The following is a 16169-nucleotide window of genomic DNA, read 5'->3' as shown; positions in this document are numbered from 1 at the left end:
AGGGGCCGGCCCGTAGGCCGGCCCGGTCGTTTCTTAGCCGCGGCGGGCGAGCCAGGCCTCGATCTCGGCGATCATCGCGTCGCGGGCCCCCTCGTGGGTCACCGCCTCGATCGCCTCGCCGAGGAAGGCCTGGACCAGCAGGCTCTCGGCCTGGGGCCGCGGCAGGCCGCGGGCCATCAGGTAGAACAGAAGGTCCTCGTCCGGCGCGCCGCAGGTGGCACCGTGACCGCAGGCCACGTCGTCGGCGAAGATCTCCAGCTCCGGCTTGTTCATCATCTGCCCCTCGTCGGTGAGGAGGAGGCAGTCCGACTTCATCTTGCCGTCGGTCTTCTGGGCGATCTGCCGGACGATGATCTTGCCCTGGAACACGCCGGTGGCGTCGCCGTCGATCACCGTCTTGAACTGCTCGCGGCTGATGCCGCCGACCGCCGCGTGGTCGGCCAGCAGCGTCGAGTCGGCGAGCTGGCCGTTGCGGATCATCGCGGCGCCATTGACGGTGGCGGTCGCGTCGTCGCCTGCGAAGTGCAGGTAGAGCTGGTGGCGCGACAGCACCGCGCCGGTCACCACGTTGACGGTCTCGATATGCGAGCCGGCGCCGAGGCGGGCGGAGACGGTCGAGAGCGCGATGGCGGCATCGCCCTCGATGTTGAGCCGGCTGTGCAGCACGCGGGCGCGGTCGCCGACCACGACGTCGAGGACGTCGTTGGGCTGGTAGGCGATCCCGTCCGGACCCTCGTGGCTCTCGAGCAGCGTCACCTCGGCATCGTCGTCTGCCACGACCAGCACGCGGGTCGCGGTCGAGAACGCGGCCTCGCCGGTGCCGATGAAGCGCAGGTGCAGGGCCCGCTCGATCTTGGCGCCGGCCTCGACCCGGATCACCGCCCCGTCCGCCATGAAGGCGGCGTTGAGCTGGTAGATCGGGTTCTCGCGGGTCTGCTCGACCGGAGCGAGATGGTCGAGGAGCGGGTGGCCCTCGGCCATGGCCTTGGCGAGGGTGACCACCTCCAGGCCCTCGGGCAGGCCCGAGAGGTCGGAGAGCGCGGCGACCAGGTGGCCGTTGACGAAGGTCAGGCGCGCGGCCTCGATCCCGGCAAAGCCCCGGGCGGTCTTGACCGCGTTGCGGGCGGTCTCAGGCTCGGGCGCCTCGGCCGGCGGCGCGGCCTCGCGGACGGCGGCGCGCAGGTCGGTGTACTTGAACGCCTCGACGCGGCGATGCGGCAGGCCCGCCGCCTCGAAATAGCGGAAGGCTTCCTCGCGGGCGATGGCCGCCCCCGGGAGCTTGAGCCGCTGGACCTCGAAGAGCTTGGACAGCCCGGTCTCGGCGGCGGTGCGGAGGGTCGTGACGTCGGCCATGGTTACGCGGCCTCGCTCGCCCGGTACTCGGCATAGCCCGAGGCCTCGAGCTCGAGGGCGAGCTCCTTGCCGCCGGACTTCACCACGCGGCCCTGCGCCATCACGTGCACGGTGTCGGGCACGATGTGGTTGAGCAGGCGCTGGTAGTGGGTGATGACGAGGAAGCTGCGGTTCTGGGCGCGCAGCGCGTTCACGCCCTCGGAGACGATGCGCAGCGCGTCGATGTCGAGGCCGGAATCGGTCTCGTCGAGGACGCAGAAGCGCGGCGACAGGAGCGCCATCTGGAGGATCTCCATGCGCTTCTTCTCGCCGCCGGAGAACCCGACATTGAGGGCGCGCTTGAGCATCTCGCGGTTGATCTCGAGCTTGTCGGCAGCCGCGAAGACCTGGCGCATGAAGTCGGGCGTGGTCAGCTCGTCCTCGCCGCGGGTCTTGCGCTGGGCGTTCATCGCCGCCTTGAGGAAGGTCATCGTGCCGACGCCCGGGATCTCCAGCGGGTACTGGAAGGCCAGGAAGATGCCGGCCGCCGCGCGGGCGTCGGCTTCCATCTCCAGGATGTTCTCGCCGTCGAGCAGGATCTCGCCGTCGAGGACCTCGTAGTCCTCCTTGCCGGCGATGACGTAGGACAGGGTCGACTTGCCGGAGCCGTTCGGCCCCATGATGGCGGCGACCTCGCCGTCGTTGACGGTCAGGCTGAGGCCGTTGAGGATGCGCTTGTCCTCGATGTTGACGACCAGATTCTTGATTTCCAGCATGGTAGAGCAGTCCTGACGGGAGCGGCCGACCGCGCGGCACAGCATCCGTTAAAGCAAAATTCAGGGCGTGGACGGCTTCCGGCGATGAGCCGGAAGCCTTGGAGGGTGATCAGCCCACCGAGCCTTCCAGGCTGATCGAGATCAGCTTCTGGGCCTCGACGGCAAACTCCATCGGCAGCTGCTGCAGCACGTCGCGGACGAAGCCGTTGACGATGAGCGCGGTCGCCTCCTCCTCGGAGAGGCCGCGCTGCAGGCAGTAGAACTTCTGGTCTTCGGAGATCTTCGAGGTGGTGGCCTCGTGCTCGAACACCGCGGACGCGTTCTTCGACTCGATGTAGGGCACGGTGTGTGCGCCGCACTGGTCGCCGATCAGCAGCGAATCACAGTTGGTGAAGTTGCGCGCGCCCTTGGCCTTCTTGTGCGCCGAGACGAGGCCGCGATAGGTGTTCTGCGACCGGCCGGCCGAGATGCCCTTCGAGATGATCCGGCTCGTCGTGTTCTTGCCGAGATGGATCATCTTGGTACCGGAATCGACCTGCTGCATGCCGTTCGACACCGCGATCGAGTAGAACTCGCCGCGGGAATTGTCGCCGCGCAGGATGCAGGACGGGTACTTCCAGGTGATCGCCGAGCCGGTCTCGACCTGCGTCCACGAGATCTTCGAGTTCACGCCACGGCAATCGCCGCGCTTGGTCACGAAGTTGTAGATGCCGCCGCGGCCTTCCGCGTCGCCCGGATACCAGTTCTGGACCGTCGAGTACTTGATCTCGGCGTCGTCGAGCGCCACGAGCTCGACCACCGCGGCATGGAGCTGGTTGTCGTCGCGCTTCGGGGCGGTGCAGCCCTCGAGATACGAGACGTAGGAGCCCTTGTCGGCGATGATCAGCGTACGCTCGAACTGGCCGGTGTCACGCTCGTTGATGCGGAAGTAGGTCGACAGCTCCATCGGGCAGCGCACGCCCGGCGGGATGTAGACGAACGAGCCGTCGGAGAAGACCGCCGAGTTCAGGGTCGCGAAGTAGTTGTCGGTGACCGGCACGACCGAGCCGAGGTACTTCTTCACCAGCTCGGGGTGCTCGCGCACGGCCTCCGAGATCGGCATGAAGATGACGCCGGCCTTGGCGAGCTCCGCCTTGAAGGTGGTGGCGACCGAGACCGAGTCGAACACCGCATCGACCGCGACACGGCGCTCGGGGGCGATGCCCTCCAGCACCTCGACCTCGCGCAGCGGGATGCCGAGCTTCTCGTAGGTCTTCAGGATCTCGGGATCGATCTCGTCGAGCGACTGCGCCGCCTTGCGCTTCGGCGCGGCGTAGTAATACAGCTCGTCGTAGTTGATCTTGTCGTACTCGACCCGCGCCCAGTTCGGCTCCTTCATGGTGAGCCAGCGGCGATAGGCGTCGAGGCGCCATTCGAGCATCCACTCCGGCTCGTCCTTCTTGGCCGAGATGAAGCGGATCACGTCCTCGGAGAGGCCCTTCTCGGACTTCTCCATCTCGATCGTGGTCTCGAACCCGTACTTGTACTGATCGACATCGATGGCGCGGACGCGATCGACCGTCTCCTGCACTGCAGGCATACCCGTCTCCTACCGCTTACGGCTTCAAGGGCCGCGAGGTGATGACACGGCCGGTGGCGGGGGGCGCGATCACGCGGCCCGCTCCCGGCGCTTATATAGGGATGAAACCAGCCGATCGAAGGCCGCGAGGAACCTTTCCCCGTCCTCCTGCCGGCTGTTCCACCCCAAACTCACGCGCAACGCGCCTACGGACAGGGCGGAATCGACCCCCATCGCCGCGAGCACGCCGGAGCGAGACACCTTGCCCGAGGCGCAGGCCGCCCCGGACGAGACCGCTACACCATCGAGGTCGAGGGCGATCAGGGCCGTTTCGGCCTTGAGCCCCGGCACCGCGAAGCACAGCGTGTTGGGCAAGCGCTCGGCCCCCGCCCCGAACACCACCGCATCGGGTGCGCGCGCCCGCACGCCCGCCTCGATCGCGTCGCGCAGGGCCGCGAGGCGGAGGGCCTCCGCCGGCATCGCCGCCAGCGCCAGGTCCGCCGCGACTCCGAACCCGACGATGCCCGGCACGTTCTCGGTCCCCGCCCGCAGGCGCCCCTCCTGCCCGCCGCCGCGGAGGAAGGGGGCGTCCAGGGTCACGCCCTCCCCGAGCACGATCGCGCCGACGCCCTTCGGCGCCCCGAGCTTGTGCCCCGACAGGGTCAGGGCGTCGGCGGCAAATATATTGCGCGCGATCGATATCCGTCCAGCGGCCTGGACCGCGTCGCTGTGGAGCAGGGCGCCGTACTGGCATGCGAGCGCCGCAACCCTCGCCAGGGGCTGGACCACGCCGGTCTCGTTGTTCGCCGCCTGGACCGAAACGAGGGCGGTGACACCCTCGGCGGCACAGGCCGCGAGCCGCGCCTCCAGATGATCGAGGCGGAGGACCCCGTCGGCATCGACCGGCAGGGTCTCGGTCTCGTGCGCCGGGAAGCGGTGGCCTTGCAGGCAGCACGGATGCTCGGTCGCGCCGATGAGCAGCCGGGTCGGCGCCGGCAGGCCGCGCCGGCGCAACGCGCCCGACAGGACCGCGTTCGCCGCCTCGGTGCCGCCGCCGGTGAACACCACCTGCGACGGCTTCACCCCGGCGAGCGTCGCGACCATGGCCCGCGCCGCCTCGATGGCCGAGCGCGCCGCCCTCCCCTCGCGATGGACCGAGGACGGGTTGCCGGGCAGATCATGGAGCGCGCGCACGACCGCCTCCGCCACCTCGGGCCGCAGGGGCGAGGTCGCGTTGTGGTCGAGATAGGCCCGCGCGCGCTCCATGCGCTGAATTCCTTTGCCTTTCCCCCGGGGGCCGTGCTAAGGCCCGCCCCGGACACACGTAATCGAATGGTGCGTGCTGGCCGGCGCGAGGCCGGGAACAACGGCACCCAGTTCTTTAGAATGATTCTAGTCCACTGGAATCGTTCTAAGGGTGCTTTTATGGGAGACCGACCCCGAGTCAAGCATCGGCGGCTCCCAGCCGTTCCCGCGCCGCGCTCACGCACCGTTGAAGAAAGAGGTCGTTCATGCCCGAGGTCATCTTCGCCGGTCCCGCCGGTCGGCTGGAGGGGCGCTACCAGGCGCCGAAGCAGAAGGGCGCCCCGATCGCCATCGTGCTGCACCCGCATCCGCAATTCGGCGGCACGATGAACAACCAGATCGTCTACAACCTGTTCTATACGTTCGCGAATCGCGGCTTCGCGGCGCTGCGCTTCAACTTCCGCGGCGTCGGCCGCAGCCAGGGCGCGTTCGACCACGGCGTCGGCGAACTGTCGGATGCGGCGGCCGCCCTCGACTGGGTGCAGGCGGTCAACCCCGAGGCCCGGGCCTGCTGGATCGCCGGCGTCTCGTTCGGCTCCTGGATCGGCATGCAGTTGCTGATGCGCCGCCCGGAGATCGAGGGCTTCATCTCGATCGCCGCGATGGCCAACCGCTACGATTTCAGCTTCCTCGCCCCCTGCCCGTCCTCGGGCCTGTTCGTGCACGGCTCCGAGGACCGGGTCGCGCCGGCCCGCGAGGTGATGCCGGTGATCGAGAAGGTGAAGACCCAGAAGGGCGTCATCATCGAGCACCAGATCGTCGACGGCGCCAACCACTTCTTCGACGGCAAGGTCGACGAGCTGACCCAGACGGTGGACACCTACCTCGACAAGCGGCTCGGCAAGCGGGACGAGGCGGCGTAACGGCCGACGCTCTCGGATTCAGCATTCATTCCCACTCGCGACCTCATCCTGAGGTGTCAGTCGATTGAAAATCGACTGACCTCGAAGGAGGGCTCCAGGGATCGCACAGGACTCTGGAGCCCTCCTTCGAGGTTAGTCCATCCCCGATGGACTAACACCTCAGGATGAGGTTGTGGGTCGAATGAAGTTTTGGATTCGACCGGAATTTTCCATCAATCCGGCACCGTGATCCCGCTCAGATCCGCCTTCGGCTCCGGGTAGCGCGGATCCATCGCTTCCAGCGTCCCGGCGATCAGCCGCGCCACGGCGAGGTTGCGGAACCACTTGCGGTTGGCCGGCACCACGTGCCAGGGCGCGAGCCGCGTCCCGCACAGGGTCAGCGCGTCCTGGAACGCCGCCTGGTACGAATCCCAGGCCTGGCGCTCGACGAGGTCGGCGGGGTCGAACTTCCAGTTCTTGGTCGGGTCGGCAAGCCGGCTCTCCAGGCGCTCCTTCTGCTCGTCCTTCGAGATGTGCAGGAAGATCTTGAGCACCGTGGTGCCCGAGAGGGTGAGCAGGCGCTCGAAGTCGTTGATGAGGTCGTAGCGCGGCCGCCACAGCGATTCGGGCACCAGCTGCTTGACCCGGACGATCAGCACGTCCTCGTAATGGCTGCGGTTGAACACCCCGATCATCCCGCGGGCCGGCGCCTCGCGGTGGTAGCGCCACAGGAAATCGTGGTCGAGTTCCTCGGCGCTCGGGGTCTTGAACGACGAGACCCGGCAGCCCTGCGGGTTCACGCCCTCGAAGACGTGGCGGATCGTCCCGTCCTTGCCGCCGGTGTCGATCGCCTGGAGCACCACCAGCAGGCTGCGCTTGCGCTCGGCATAGAGCCGCTCCTGCAGATCCTGGATCCGGGTGCGCACCTGCGCCAGCTCGGCTTCCGCCGCCGCCTTGCCGTCGGAGGAGCCCGGCGCGTCCGGGTCGATCTCGGCGAGGCGGCAGGGCGCCTCGGGCCGGCACTGGACGACGCCCGGCGGCGGGACAGGGATCGTCGCGCCGTGCTCGGCGAGGAAGCCCGGGCTCGCCTCCGCCAGCGATCCGGCCTCGTTCGCCCAGGCGGCGGAGGAGGGACGCGGGTGGCCCGGGAGCGAAACCGGCTTGTCTTTCGGGTTCTTCTTCGACATCGGGAAGCGGGGACTCCGGCGGGGACGGCTTCGTGCGACGGATCACAGCAAGATCAACGGCGGCCAAGCGGGGCCGTTCCAAGAGGACCGACCGATGACCCGCGCGCCGCTCTACTTCGTCCGCCACGGCGAGACCGACTGGAACGCCGAAGGCCGCCTGCAAGGCCAGCGCGACACGCCGCTCAACCGCAAGGGCCACGCGCAAGCCGCCGAGGCCGGCGAACGGCTGCGCGCCCTGCTGGGCGGGCAGGTCGGCACCCTGCCCTATCTGGCGAGCCCGATGGAGCGCACCCGGCACACGATGGAGGGCCTGCGCACCGCGCTCGGCCTCGATCCCGCCGGCTACACGATCGAGCCGCGCCTGCGCGAGATCGGCTTCGGTGCCTGGGAGGGCCTGACCTGGAAGGAGGTCCGGCGCGCGGACCCCGCCCGCTCCCAGGCGCGCGACCGCGACCGCTGGGCGTTCTGCCCGCCGGGCGAGGGCGCGGAGAGCTACGCGATGGTGGCCGAGCGGGTGCGCCCGGTCCTCGACGCCCTCGACCGTCCGGCGGTCGTGGTGGCCCATGGCGGCGTCGCCCGGGCCGTGATGGTGGCCTTGGGCACCGCCTCCACCGAGGAGGCGCCCCACCTGGAGATCCTGCAGGGCCGGATCCTGGTCTTCGAGGCCGGCGCGCGGCGCTGGGCCTGACGACCCGATTTCTGCCCGCGCATGCCTTGAACCGGCCCCGGTTCTCGTCCACCTCCCGCCTGCCCGAGATCGGGGCGCATGCGGCACGAGAGCCCGGTTCCGGACCTGTGCCTTGATGTCAACGGCCCGCCCGGGCCAGCGGAGTCACTTGATGAACCACACCGCCGGGACCGTCCGCACGCCCACCGGGACGAGCCAGCCGGCCGTCCCGCCCGCAGGCGCGGCGGTGCTCCGCGGTCCCGTGCGGCCGGACCTCCTCCGGGACGAGGTGCTGGCCGAGATCTTTCGCGACACCGCCCGGGCCCGGCCCGGCCACACCGCCCTCGTCGACGCGGCGAGCGGCTCAGACCAGGCGTCGCGCACCCGCCTGTCCTATGCCGAGGTGAACGAGCGCTCCGACGCGATCGCCGCCGGCCTCGCGGCGCGCGGGATCGGGCCCGGCGACGTGGTCGGCCTGTGGATGGCGCGCTCGCCCGACCTGCTGGTGGCGCAGATCGGCATCACCAAGGCCGGTGCCGCCTGGCTGCCCTTCGACGCCGAGGCGCCCGCCGACCGGGTCGCGGTCTGCCTGAAGGATGCCGAGGCCAAGGCCCTGGTGACCTCCGCCGCCCTCAAGGACAAGGCGCCGACCGAGGCCTGCCCGGCCCTGACGCCCGACGAGGTCGCCGCCCAAGCGAGCGGCCCGGCGCCGGACCTGCGCGCGGCCGGCCTCACCCCCGAGCACCCGGCCTACCTGATCTACACCTCGGGCTCGACCGGCGTGCCGAAGGGCATCGTCATCAGCCACCGCAACATCTGCCACTTCCTGCGCTCGGCCAACGACCTCTACGGGGTCACCGGCGACGACGTGGTGTTCCAGGGCGCCTCCGTCGCCTTCGATCTCTCGATGGAGGAGATCTGGGTTCCGTACCTCGCCGGCGCGACCCTGTTCGTGGCGAGCCCGGCCCAGATGGGCGATGCCGAGGCCCTGCCCGACATCCTGATCGAGGCCGGCATCACCGTGCTCGACACGGTGCCGACGCTCCTCGGGCTGATGACCAAGGACGTGCCCGCCTTGCGGCTGATCCTGCTCGGCGGCGAGGCGCTGCCCGAGCCGCTCATCGCCCGCTGGGCGACGCCGAACCGCAAGCTCTTCAACACCTACGGGCCGACCGAGGCGACGGTGGTGGCGACCGCCGCCGAGATGAAGCCGGGCGACCCCGTCACCATCGGCGGGCCGATCGCCAACTACACCGCCTACATCGCCGACGAGGCCTTGAACCTCGTCGGGCCCGGCGTGCAGGGCGAGCTGCTGATCGGCGGGCCCGGCATCGCCAGGGGCTACCTCGCCCGGCCGGAGCTGACGGCGGAGAAGTTCGTCGCCAACCCCTATGGCGGCGACGGTTCGGACCCGGTGCTCTACCGTTCCGGCGACGCGGTCTCGCTGGACCATGCCGGCCGCATCGTCTTCCACGGCCGCATCGACGACCAGGTGAAGGTCCGCGGCTTCCGGGTCGAGCTCGGCGAGATCGAATCGCGGATCCGGGTCCAGCCCGGCATCGCCTCCGCCGCGGTGGTTTTGCGCCAGGATGACGGGGTCGACCGGCTCGTCGCCTTCGTGGTGCCCGAGCGGGGGGTGGAGTTCGATCGCGGCCGGCTGCGTTCGGCGCTCGCCGAGACGATGCCGCCCTACATGATCCCGGCGCATTTCGAGGTGGTAGACGGCCTGCCCGTGCTCGCCGCCTCCGGTAAGGTCGACCGCAAGGCCCTGCGGGCGGCTCCCCTCGCCGTGGTCGAGACCTCCGGCGAGCAGGAGGAGCCCCGCGACGAGACGGAAGCCGCGCTGCTCGCCGCCGCCCACACGGTGTTCGGCAACCAGCCGATCCCGTTCGAGGCCGATTTCTTCGGCGATCTCGGCGGGCACTCGCTGCTCGCCGCCCGCTTCGTCTCGGCGGTGCGCACGGTGCCGGCGCTCGCCGCCATCACCCTCCAGGACGTCTATAACGGCCGCACGCTGCGTGCCATGTCCGAGACCCTGATCGCGCGGACCGGCGGCGCCGGCGCAGCGATCGCGACCCACGACCTCTCCTTCGAGCCGCCGCCGCTGATGCGGCGCTTCCTGTGCGGCCTCGCGCAGGCCGCGGTGCTGCCCTTCGTCATCGCGCTCGCCACCGCGCAGTGGCTCGGCATCTTCGTCACCTACCTGCTCATCACCGGCGGCGAGCTCGGCTTCTTCGCCGAGATGGCGGTGCTGCTGCTGGTCTATATCGGCCTCAACGCGGCCACCGCCCTCATCGCCATCGCGGTGAAGTGGCTGGTGCTCGGGCGCACGAAACCGGGGCGCTACCCGCTCTGGGGCACCTATTACTTCCGCTGGTGGCTGACCCAGCGCCTGACGCCGCTGGTCCACGTCAAGTGGCTCCAGGGCTCGCCGATGATCCGCATCTACCTGCGGCTGCTCGGGGCCAAGGTCGGCGAGGACGCGCTGATCTCCGACATCGAGATCGGGGCGCCGGACCTCGTCAGCATCGGGCGCGGCGCCTCGCTCGGCGGCCGGCTGACGCTGGCCAATGCCGAGGTGGTCGGCAACGAACTCGTCATTGGCCGCGTCTCGATCGGCGACGACGTCGCCATCGGAACGTCCTGCGTCGTCGGCTACGACACCCGGATCGAGGACCACGCGGAACTCGCCGACCTCACCACCGTGCCGTCGGGCACCGTGGTCGGCCGCGCCGAGGCCTGGGACGGCTCGCCGGGCCGCAAGGTCGGCATGGTCGATCTCTCGGACGTGCAGCCGGAGCTCGAGGTCTCGCGCGAGCGCCGCGCCGTGTTCTTCGCGATCTACGCCGTGCTGCTGGCGGCGATCCCGGCGGTGGGCCTGCTGCCGATCTTCCCGGCCTTCTACATCTTCGACCAGATCAGCGACACGCTGGCGACGATGACCGACGTGGACTACCACTGGTACCTGCCGTTCCTGACCTGGCCGACGGCGATGCTGATGACCGCCGGCACGGTCGGGCTGATCGCCGGCATCCGCTGGCTCGTGCTGCCGCGGCTCAAGGCCGGCAGCTACTCGATCCACAGCGGCGTCTACCTGCGCAAATGGGCGGTGGCGCTCGCCGCCGAGGTGACGCTGGAAACCCTCTCGTCGCTCTTCGCCACGGTCTACATGCGGGCCTGGTACCGGCTGATGGGCGCCGGGATGGGCCAGGGCGCCGAGATCTCCACCAACCTCGCCGGCCGCTACGACCTCGCGGAAGTGGGCCCGCGCAACTTCATCGCCGACGAGGTCGTCTACGGCGAGGAGGAGGTGCGCCGCGGCGTGATGGAGCTGCATCCGGTGCGCACCGGCGCCCGGGTCTTCGTCGGCAACGACGCGGTGGTGCCGCCCGGAGCCATCATCCCGGACGACGTGCTCATCGGCATCAAGTCGAAGCCGCCGGCCAACGACCGCATGGCGCCCGGCGAGACCTGGTTCGGCTCGCCGCCGATCAAGCTGCCGGTCCGCCAGAAGGTCGATCTCGGCCAGGCCCAGACCTTCGAGCCCGGGATCTGGCCGCGGGTCCGCCGCGGCGTGTTCGAGGCCTTCACCTCCTCGTTCTCGCCGATGCTGTTCATCACCTTCGCCATCCTGGCGATCGATTTCGTGTTCTACCCGGCGATCCTCGCCGGCGACTGGTCGGGCCTCGCCCTCAGCTTCGTCGCCACCAGCGTGGTCATCGCGGTGCTGCAGACGCTCGTGGTCATCGCGGTCAAGTGGCTGCTGATGGGCCGCTACGTGCCCGGCATGCACCCGATGTGGTCGTGGTGGGCGATGCGGACCGAGGCGGTGGCAGTCATGTACTGGGGCTTGGCCGGAAAGGTGCTGCTCGAGCACCTGATGGGCACGCCGTTCCTGCCCTGGGTGCTGCGGCTGTTCGGCACCCGCACTGGCGAGGGCATCTGCATGCTCGCCACCGACATCACCGAGTTCGACTGCGTCACCATCGGCGACTTCGCCTCGATCAACCGGATGTCGGCCCTCCAGACCCACCTCTACGAGGACCGGGTGATGAAGGTCGGCCGGGTCGAGGTCGGCCGCGGCGTCAGCGTCGGCGCCTTCGCGACGGTGCTCTACGACACCAAGGTCGGCGACTACGCCCAGCTGCGCCCCCTCACCATCGTGATGAAGGGCGAGAGCATCCCGGCCAATTCCCGCTGGGAAGGCGCGCCGGCGGTGCCGGTGGTGCATCAGGCGATCGCGGCGGAGTAGGGGGTTTGCAGTCGGCGGTTCGGATGAACCGCCGACTTCGCACTAAAATCCTGATATTATAGAGGCTTGTTGAGTCCGATTTTTGTTTTAAATACTATAAAATAACTGTCAATTCCATTCGACCACCTCATCCTGAGGTGTCAGTCCATCATCGATGGACTGACCTCGAAGGAGGTCTCCAGAAGTCTCGGCGATCCCTGGAGCCCTCCTTCGAGGCTCGCTTCGCTCACACCTCAGGATGAGGTGGGTGGATAGGATACGCTTCCTCGAATTTTCGATGGGGCAACCCGCTCGAACAGCCCCTCAGCCCAAAACCCCTTCCCGCTCCGCCCCGGCCCGGATCAGCTCCGCCGCCACCTCCGGCTTCTCCTCGTGGGCCAGGTGCCCGAGGCCGCGCAGCAATTCGACCCGGGCTCGGACGCCGAGGCGGTCGGCAAGGCCGAACGACACGTCGGGGGCGATGGTGCGGTCCTGGCCGCCGACGATCAGCAGGAGCGGACCCGCGAGGCGGGGCAGGTCGCGGTCGAGGGGAACGAGGTCCCAATGCGCCATCATGCCGAGCGCGCCCGCGACGTGGCCGGGGGTCTGGAACAGGCGCCGGTAGAGGTCGAGGCCGGTCCGGTCGAGGGTCGAGCCGGTGCCGTGGATCAGCCGTTCCACCGCCGCCCGGTCGGCCGACCAGGCGAAGACCCGCGGCGTCACCGGATTGATGAACAGCGCGCGGGCCATCGCCGGGAAGATGAAGCCGGCCATGCCCGGGAAGGGCTTGAGCGCCGCGTTGAGCCCGACCAGGAGGCGCGGCGCCAGCCCGCCGTCGAGGCAGAGCCGCGCCAGGATCGCCGCTCCCGCGGAATGGCCGACCGCGACCTGAGGCTGAACGTCGAGAACGCGCAGCAACTCGGCGAGTGCCCGGGCCATGCGCGGCAGCGAGGGCGTGGGCAGCGGATCGGTGAAGCCGTGGCCCGGCAGGTCGGGGGCGATCACCCGGAAGTCGCGGGCGAGCAGCGGCAGCAGCCCGCGCCAGGAATGGGTCGCTGCCCCCGTGCCGTGGACGAGAAGCAGCACAGGCCCCTCGCCCGCCTCCTGCACGTGCCAGGTCAGGCCGCCGGCGGTGACGAAGCGGCTCGCCTCGCGATTGGGCCAGTCGCGGCCCGTCCGCGCGAAGGCGGGCCTTTGGTCGGTGGACGCCATCGCCGTCAGCATGCGGGGGCGGCCTCGCGCACGGCCCTCGTCAGGCGCGCGGCGTCGGCCTGCGGCATCGCCAGGTAGCGCGCCGCCATCGCGGCGGCGAGCGCCCGGGCGGAATCCTGCGGGCGCGCCGCGGTGTCGATCACGAGCGCCCGCGTGCCCTCGGCCGCGAGGACCCGAGCCGCCGCAAGGGCATCGGCCGCGGCCTGCGCCCGCCCCGGGGCGCCAGAGCGGTCGACATTGGCCCGGCCGTCGGTGAGGAGCAGCACGACCGGGCTTCGGCCGCCGCGGCGCTCGGCGGCGGCGAGCCGGCCCGCCGCCTCGATCCCGGCCGCGAGCGGGGTGCCGCCGCCGCCCGGCAGGGACGCCAGCGCGCGCTTGGCCCGCACCAGCGAGCGGGTCGGGACCAGCAGCAGGTCGGCGCCGCGGCCCCGGAAGGCCACCAGGGCGACCCGGTCGCGCCGGACGTAGCACTCGGCGAGCAGCGATTCGACCGCGCCCTTGGCCTCGGCCAGGCGTTCGAGGGCGGCGGAGCCGGAGGCATCGACCGCAAAGATCGTGGTGGTCTCGCGCTTCTGCACCAGCCGGCGGATGCGCAGGTCGTCGGCCGTGATGCGCAGGCGCGCCTCGCCCGCGCCCCGGCGCAGGCGCTGCCAGGGGGCGGCGGCGCGCAGGGTCTCGATCAGGGCGAGGCGCCCGCGGCGCGGATCGCCGGGACGCGCGCCGACCGGGCGACCCCTCTGCGCCGTGGCGGCGGCGCCCGCCCGGCCGGCGCCCGGGCTGCGGGTGCGGGGATCGGCGCCAGCAAGCAGCCGGGCGAGGAGGCCGGGCGGCAGGCTCGCCGCCGCGGCGGCGAGGATGCGATCCTCGCCGCTTTCCTCGCCGCAGGAGACGGAGGATTCGCCGGCCTCGTCGCTTGTCTCCGGCGGTGGCTCGGCTGGCTGGTCCGGCGTCTCTTGCACCTCCTGCGGCCAGCAACGCGCCCGGGGCGCGAGCACTAGGGCGGCGGCAAGCGCCAGATCGGGATCCTCGACCGCATCCCGTCCGGCCAGGGCCGCGTGCAGCCGCGCCACCCGCAAGGCCAGGAGCGGCGCCCGCAAGGACGCGATCCCAAGGCGCAATGCGAGAGTGCAGAGCGTGTCGGCGGCGTCGGGCTCGGGCGGGACCTCGGTCCGGCCCGCATCAGGGGAGACGCCGCTGACGTCAAGCCAGCGGCGATCTCCACTCCCACCCGGAACCTCATCCTGAGGTGCGAGCGCATGCGAGCCTCGAAGGAGGCCTCCAGACGTCTCTGAGATATCTGGAGCCCTCCTTCGAGGCCGCTGGCGCGGCACCTCAGGATGAGGTTCCGGGTGGGAGAGTCCGGCGGCGCGGATGGACCGCTCCGTCATGTTGCCTGGGTGCGCCCGAGGCGCGGCCGGGTCCGACACCGGCGGCGCAGCCGCGAGGGCGCTCACCGGCACCCCATCGAGGTCGAGGTGAAACGCCACGCGATCGGCAAGGCAGGCCGGCACGGCCTCGTCCTCGCCCTCTCCCTCGTCGAGGAGCACGAGGCCGACCTGCGCCGCGTGCCGGGTCGCGATCCCGTCCCGGGCGACCTCGACGAGGCCGGTATCGAGACTTTGCGCGATCCGCGCCGCGGTGCCGGGGGCCAGCCGCTCGGCCATCGGCACCACGATCACGCCGCCATGGCTGCGGGCAAGCAGGCCCGCTTGCGCCACCGGCCGCCCCTGGGCCAGGGTCGCCGGCAGGTCGAGCCCGCCGAGCAGCGCGTCGTCGGCGATTCCCACCGGCAGGCGCGTCGCGGGAGTCCCTTCGGGGAGGAGGCGGCGCAGGCGGTCGAGCCAGGCCTCGCGCACCGGGCCGGGCCGGGCGCGCAGCACGATGCCCGTTCCGGCCGGATCGCGTGCGACGAGGGACGCCGCCAGGCAGGCCTGGATCCAGATCGCGTCCGGCGCGGCGCTCACCCGAGAACCTCGCCGAGCGCCCGGTCGATCCGGGCCTCGGAGCCCGCCTCGTCGAGGGGGTTGCGGCGCAGGCGGTGGCTCAGGCAGCTCGGGGCGACCGCGCGCAGGTGGTCGAGGGTCACGGTCTCGGCCCCGTCGAGGCTCGCCTGGGCCCGGGCGGTGCGCATCAGGGTGAGCTCGCCGCGCAAACCGTCGGTGCCGAGCGCGAGGCAGAGGCGGGCCGCCGCCTCCAGCACTGCGTCCGGCACGGTCACCTCGGGCAGGCCCGCCCGCGCCGACAGGATCGCCTGTCCCAGCCGCGCCTCTTCCGCCGCCCACTCGGCCGCGAAGCCGGCGGGGTCGCGTTCGTAGGCGTCGCGGCGGCGCACGATCGCGACCCGGGTCGCGAGATCGGTCGGCGTCGTCACCGTGACGGCGAGGCCGAACCGGTCGAGGAGTTGCGGGCGCAATTCACCCTCCTCCGGGTTGCCGCTGCCGACGAGGACGAAGCGGGCCGGGTGGCGCAGGCTCAGGCCCTCGCGCTCGACGGTGTTGACGCCCGAGGCGGCCACGTCGAGGAGCAGGTCGACGAGGTGGTCCTCGAGCAGGTTGACCTCGTCGATGTAGAGAAACCCCCGATTGGCGCGGGCGAGCAGCCCCGGCTCGAACGCCTTCTCGCCGGCCCCGAGCGCCCGGCCGATATCGAGCGCCCCGACGACCCGGTCCTCGGTGGCGCCGAGCGGCAGGTCGACCACCGGCACCGGCACGGTCTTGACCGTCAGCCCCTGGCCCCGCCGCGCCGCGCAGGCCGGGCAGAGGGAGGCGGCATCGACCGGATCGCAGGCATAGGCGCAGCCGGCCACGGCCCGCATCGGCGGCAGCAGGGCGGCGAGCGCCCGGACGGCGGTGGACTTGCCGGTGCCGCGATCGCCGAAGACCAGCACCCCGCCGATCGCCGGATCGACCGCGGCGATCAGCAGCGCGCGCCGCATCGCGTCCTGCCCGACGATGGCTGCGAACGGATAGGGCGGGCGGGGCATCGCCTCGGGGAGCGGGGCGGGATCGACGACGATCGGCTTCGCGAAACCCGGCTTGGGAGCCCGCCGGGACAGGGCC

The 16169-nt window shown here is 70.9% G+C and carries 11 protein-coding genes; 3 read left to right on the top strand and 8 right to left on the bottom strand.

The window, feature by feature from the left end; translation table 11 throughout:
- Positions 1 to 33 precede the first annotated feature (33 nt).
- The 4 genes from F1D61_RS25220 to F1D61_RS25205 all read right to left on the bottom strand — a co-directional run bounded on the left by F1D61_RS25220 (position 34) and on the right by F1D61_RS25205 (position 4932).
- Entirely contained in the window at positions 34 to 1353 is a 1320-nt protein-coding gene (locus tag F1D61_RS25220; RefSeq protein ID WP_203154860.1) for a SufB/SufD family protein, read from the bottom strand.
- Positions 1354 to 1355: 2 nt separating this feature from the next.
- Positions 1356 to 2108 carry a Fe-S cluster assembly ATPase SufC gene (gene sufC, locus F1D61_RS25215; RefSeq protein ID WP_203154858.1) on the bottom strand — a complete coding sequence of 251 codons (753 nt, stop codon included), beginning with the start codon at positions 2106 to 2108 and terminating at the stop codon, positions 1356 to 1358.
- A gap of 109 nt (positions 2109 to 2217) precedes the next feature.
- A complete protein-coding gene (gene sufB, locus F1D61_RS25210) occupies positions 2218 to 3687 on the bottom strand; it encodes a Fe-S cluster assembly protein SufB (RefSeq protein WP_203154856.1) in 1470 nt (489 codons plus the stop codon).
- Positions 3688 to 3756: 69 nt separating this feature from the next.
- Positions 3757 to 4932 (bottom strand): cysteine desulfurase family protein, encoded by a 1176-nt coding sequence (locus F1D61_RS25205; protein ID WP_203154854.1) that lies wholly within the window; start codon positions 4930 to 4932, stop codon positions 3757 to 3759.
- Between the two features lie 245 nt (positions 4933 to 5177).
- Here F1D61_RS25205 and F1D61_RS25200 point away from each other — a divergent pair, with 245 nt between their 5' ends.
- Positions 5178 to 5834, top strand: coding sequence for an alpha/beta hydrolase (locus tag F1D61_RS25200; protein ID WP_109972196.1), 657 nt, complete (start codon positions 5178 to 5180; stop codon positions 5832 to 5834).
- Between the two features lie 212 nt (positions 5835 to 6046).
- Here F1D61_RS25200 and F1D61_RS25195 read toward each other — a convergent pair whose 3' ends face one another.
- A complete protein-coding gene (locus F1D61_RS25195; RefSeq protein WP_203154852.1) occupies positions 6047 to 7000 on the bottom strand; it encodes a polyphosphate kinase 2 family protein in 954 nt (317 codons plus the stop codon).
- A 94-nt stretch (positions 7001 to 7094) separates the two neighbouring features.
- Between F1D61_RS25195 and F1D61_RS25190 the strand changes: the two genes are divergently transcribed.
- Complete coding sequence (locus F1D61_RS25190) at positions 7095 to 7688, top strand: histidine phosphatase family protein (protein ID WP_203154850.1); 594 nt, start codon at positions 7095 to 7097, stop codon at positions 7686 to 7688.
- Positions 7689 to 7839: 151 nt separating this feature from the next.
- On the top strand, positions 7840 to 11919 hold the full coding sequence (locus tag F1D61_RS25185; protein ID WP_203154848.1) for a Pls/PosA family non-ribosomal peptide synthetase: 4080 nt from the start codon (positions 7840 to 7842) through the stop codon (positions 11917 to 11919).
- A 303-nt stretch (positions 11920 to 12222) separates the two neighbouring features.
- Here F1D61_RS25185 and bchO read toward each other — a convergent pair whose 3' ends face one another.
- The 3 genes from bchO to bchI are packed head-to-tail and all read right to left on the bottom strand — an operon-like array spanning position 12223 to position 16045.
- Entirely contained in the window at positions 12223 to 13122 is a 900-nt protein-coding gene (bchO, locus tag F1D61_RS25180; protein WP_246775529.1) for an alpha/beta fold hydrolase BchO, read from the bottom strand.
- A complete protein-coding gene (locus F1D61_RS25175) occupies positions 13116 to 15074 on the bottom strand; it encodes a VWA domain-containing protein (protein ID WP_246775528.1) in 1959 nt (652 codons plus the stop codon). The genes bchO and F1D61_RS25175 overlap by 7 nt, the downstream gene beginning before the upstream one ends.
- Positions 15071 to 16045, bottom strand: coding sequence for a magnesium chelatase ATPase subunit I (bchI, locus tag F1D61_RS25170; RefSeq protein WP_246776004.1), 975 nt, complete (start codon positions 16043 to 16045; stop codon positions 15071 to 15073). The genes F1D61_RS25175 and bchI overlap by 4 nt, the downstream gene beginning before the upstream one ends.
- Positions 16046 to 16169 lie beyond the last annotated feature (124 nt).

Source organism: Methylobacterium aquaticum (assembly GCF_016804325.1).
Classification (GTDB): domain Bacteria; phylum Pseudomonadota; class Alphaproteobacteria; order Rhizobiales; family Beijerinckiaceae; genus Methylobacterium; species Methylobacterium aquaticum_C.
Note: the sequence above shows the minus strand (reverse complement) of the source record. Positions and strands in the feature narration are given on the sequence as shown.

Coding starts and splice junctions, on each gene's coding strand:
- F1D61_RS25195 (WP_203154852.1), bottom strand. CDS start 7,000: ATGTCGAAGAAGAACCCGAAAGACAAGCCGGTTTCGCTCCCGGGCCAC.
- bchI (WP_246776004.1), bottom strand. CDS start 16,045: ATGCGGCGCGCGCTGCTGATCGCCGCGGTCGATCCGGCGATCGGCGGG.
- F1D61_RS25190 (WP_203154850.1), top strand. CDS start 7,095: ATGACCCGCGCGCCGCTCTACTTCGTCCGCCACGGCGAGACCGACTGG.
- sufC (WP_203154858.1), bottom strand. CDS start 2,108: ATGCTGGAAATCAAGAATCTGGTCGTCAACATCGAGGACAAGCGCATC.
- bchO (WP_246775529.1), bottom strand. CDS start 13,122: ATGCTGACGGCGATGGCGTCCACCGACCAAAGGCCCGCCTTCGCGCGG.
- F1D61_RS25220 (WP_203154860.1), bottom strand. CDS start 1,353: ATGGCCGACGTCACGACCCTCCGCACCGCCGCCGAGACCGGGCTGTCC.
- F1D61_RS25200 (WP_109972196.1), top strand. CDS start 5,178: ATGCCCGAGGTCATCTTCGCCGGTCCCGCCGGTCGGCTGGAGGGGCGC.
- sufB (WP_203154856.1), bottom strand. CDS start 3,687: ATGCCTGCAGTGCAGGAGACGGTCGATCGCGTCCGCGCCATCGATGTC.
- F1D61_RS25205 (WP_203154854.1), bottom strand. CDS start 4,932: ATGGAGCGCGCGCGGGCCTATCTCGACCACAACGCGACCTCGCCCCTG.
- F1D61_RS25185 (WP_203154848.1), top strand. CDS start 7,840: ATGAACCACACCGCCGGGACCGTCCGCACGCCCACCGGGACGAGCCAG.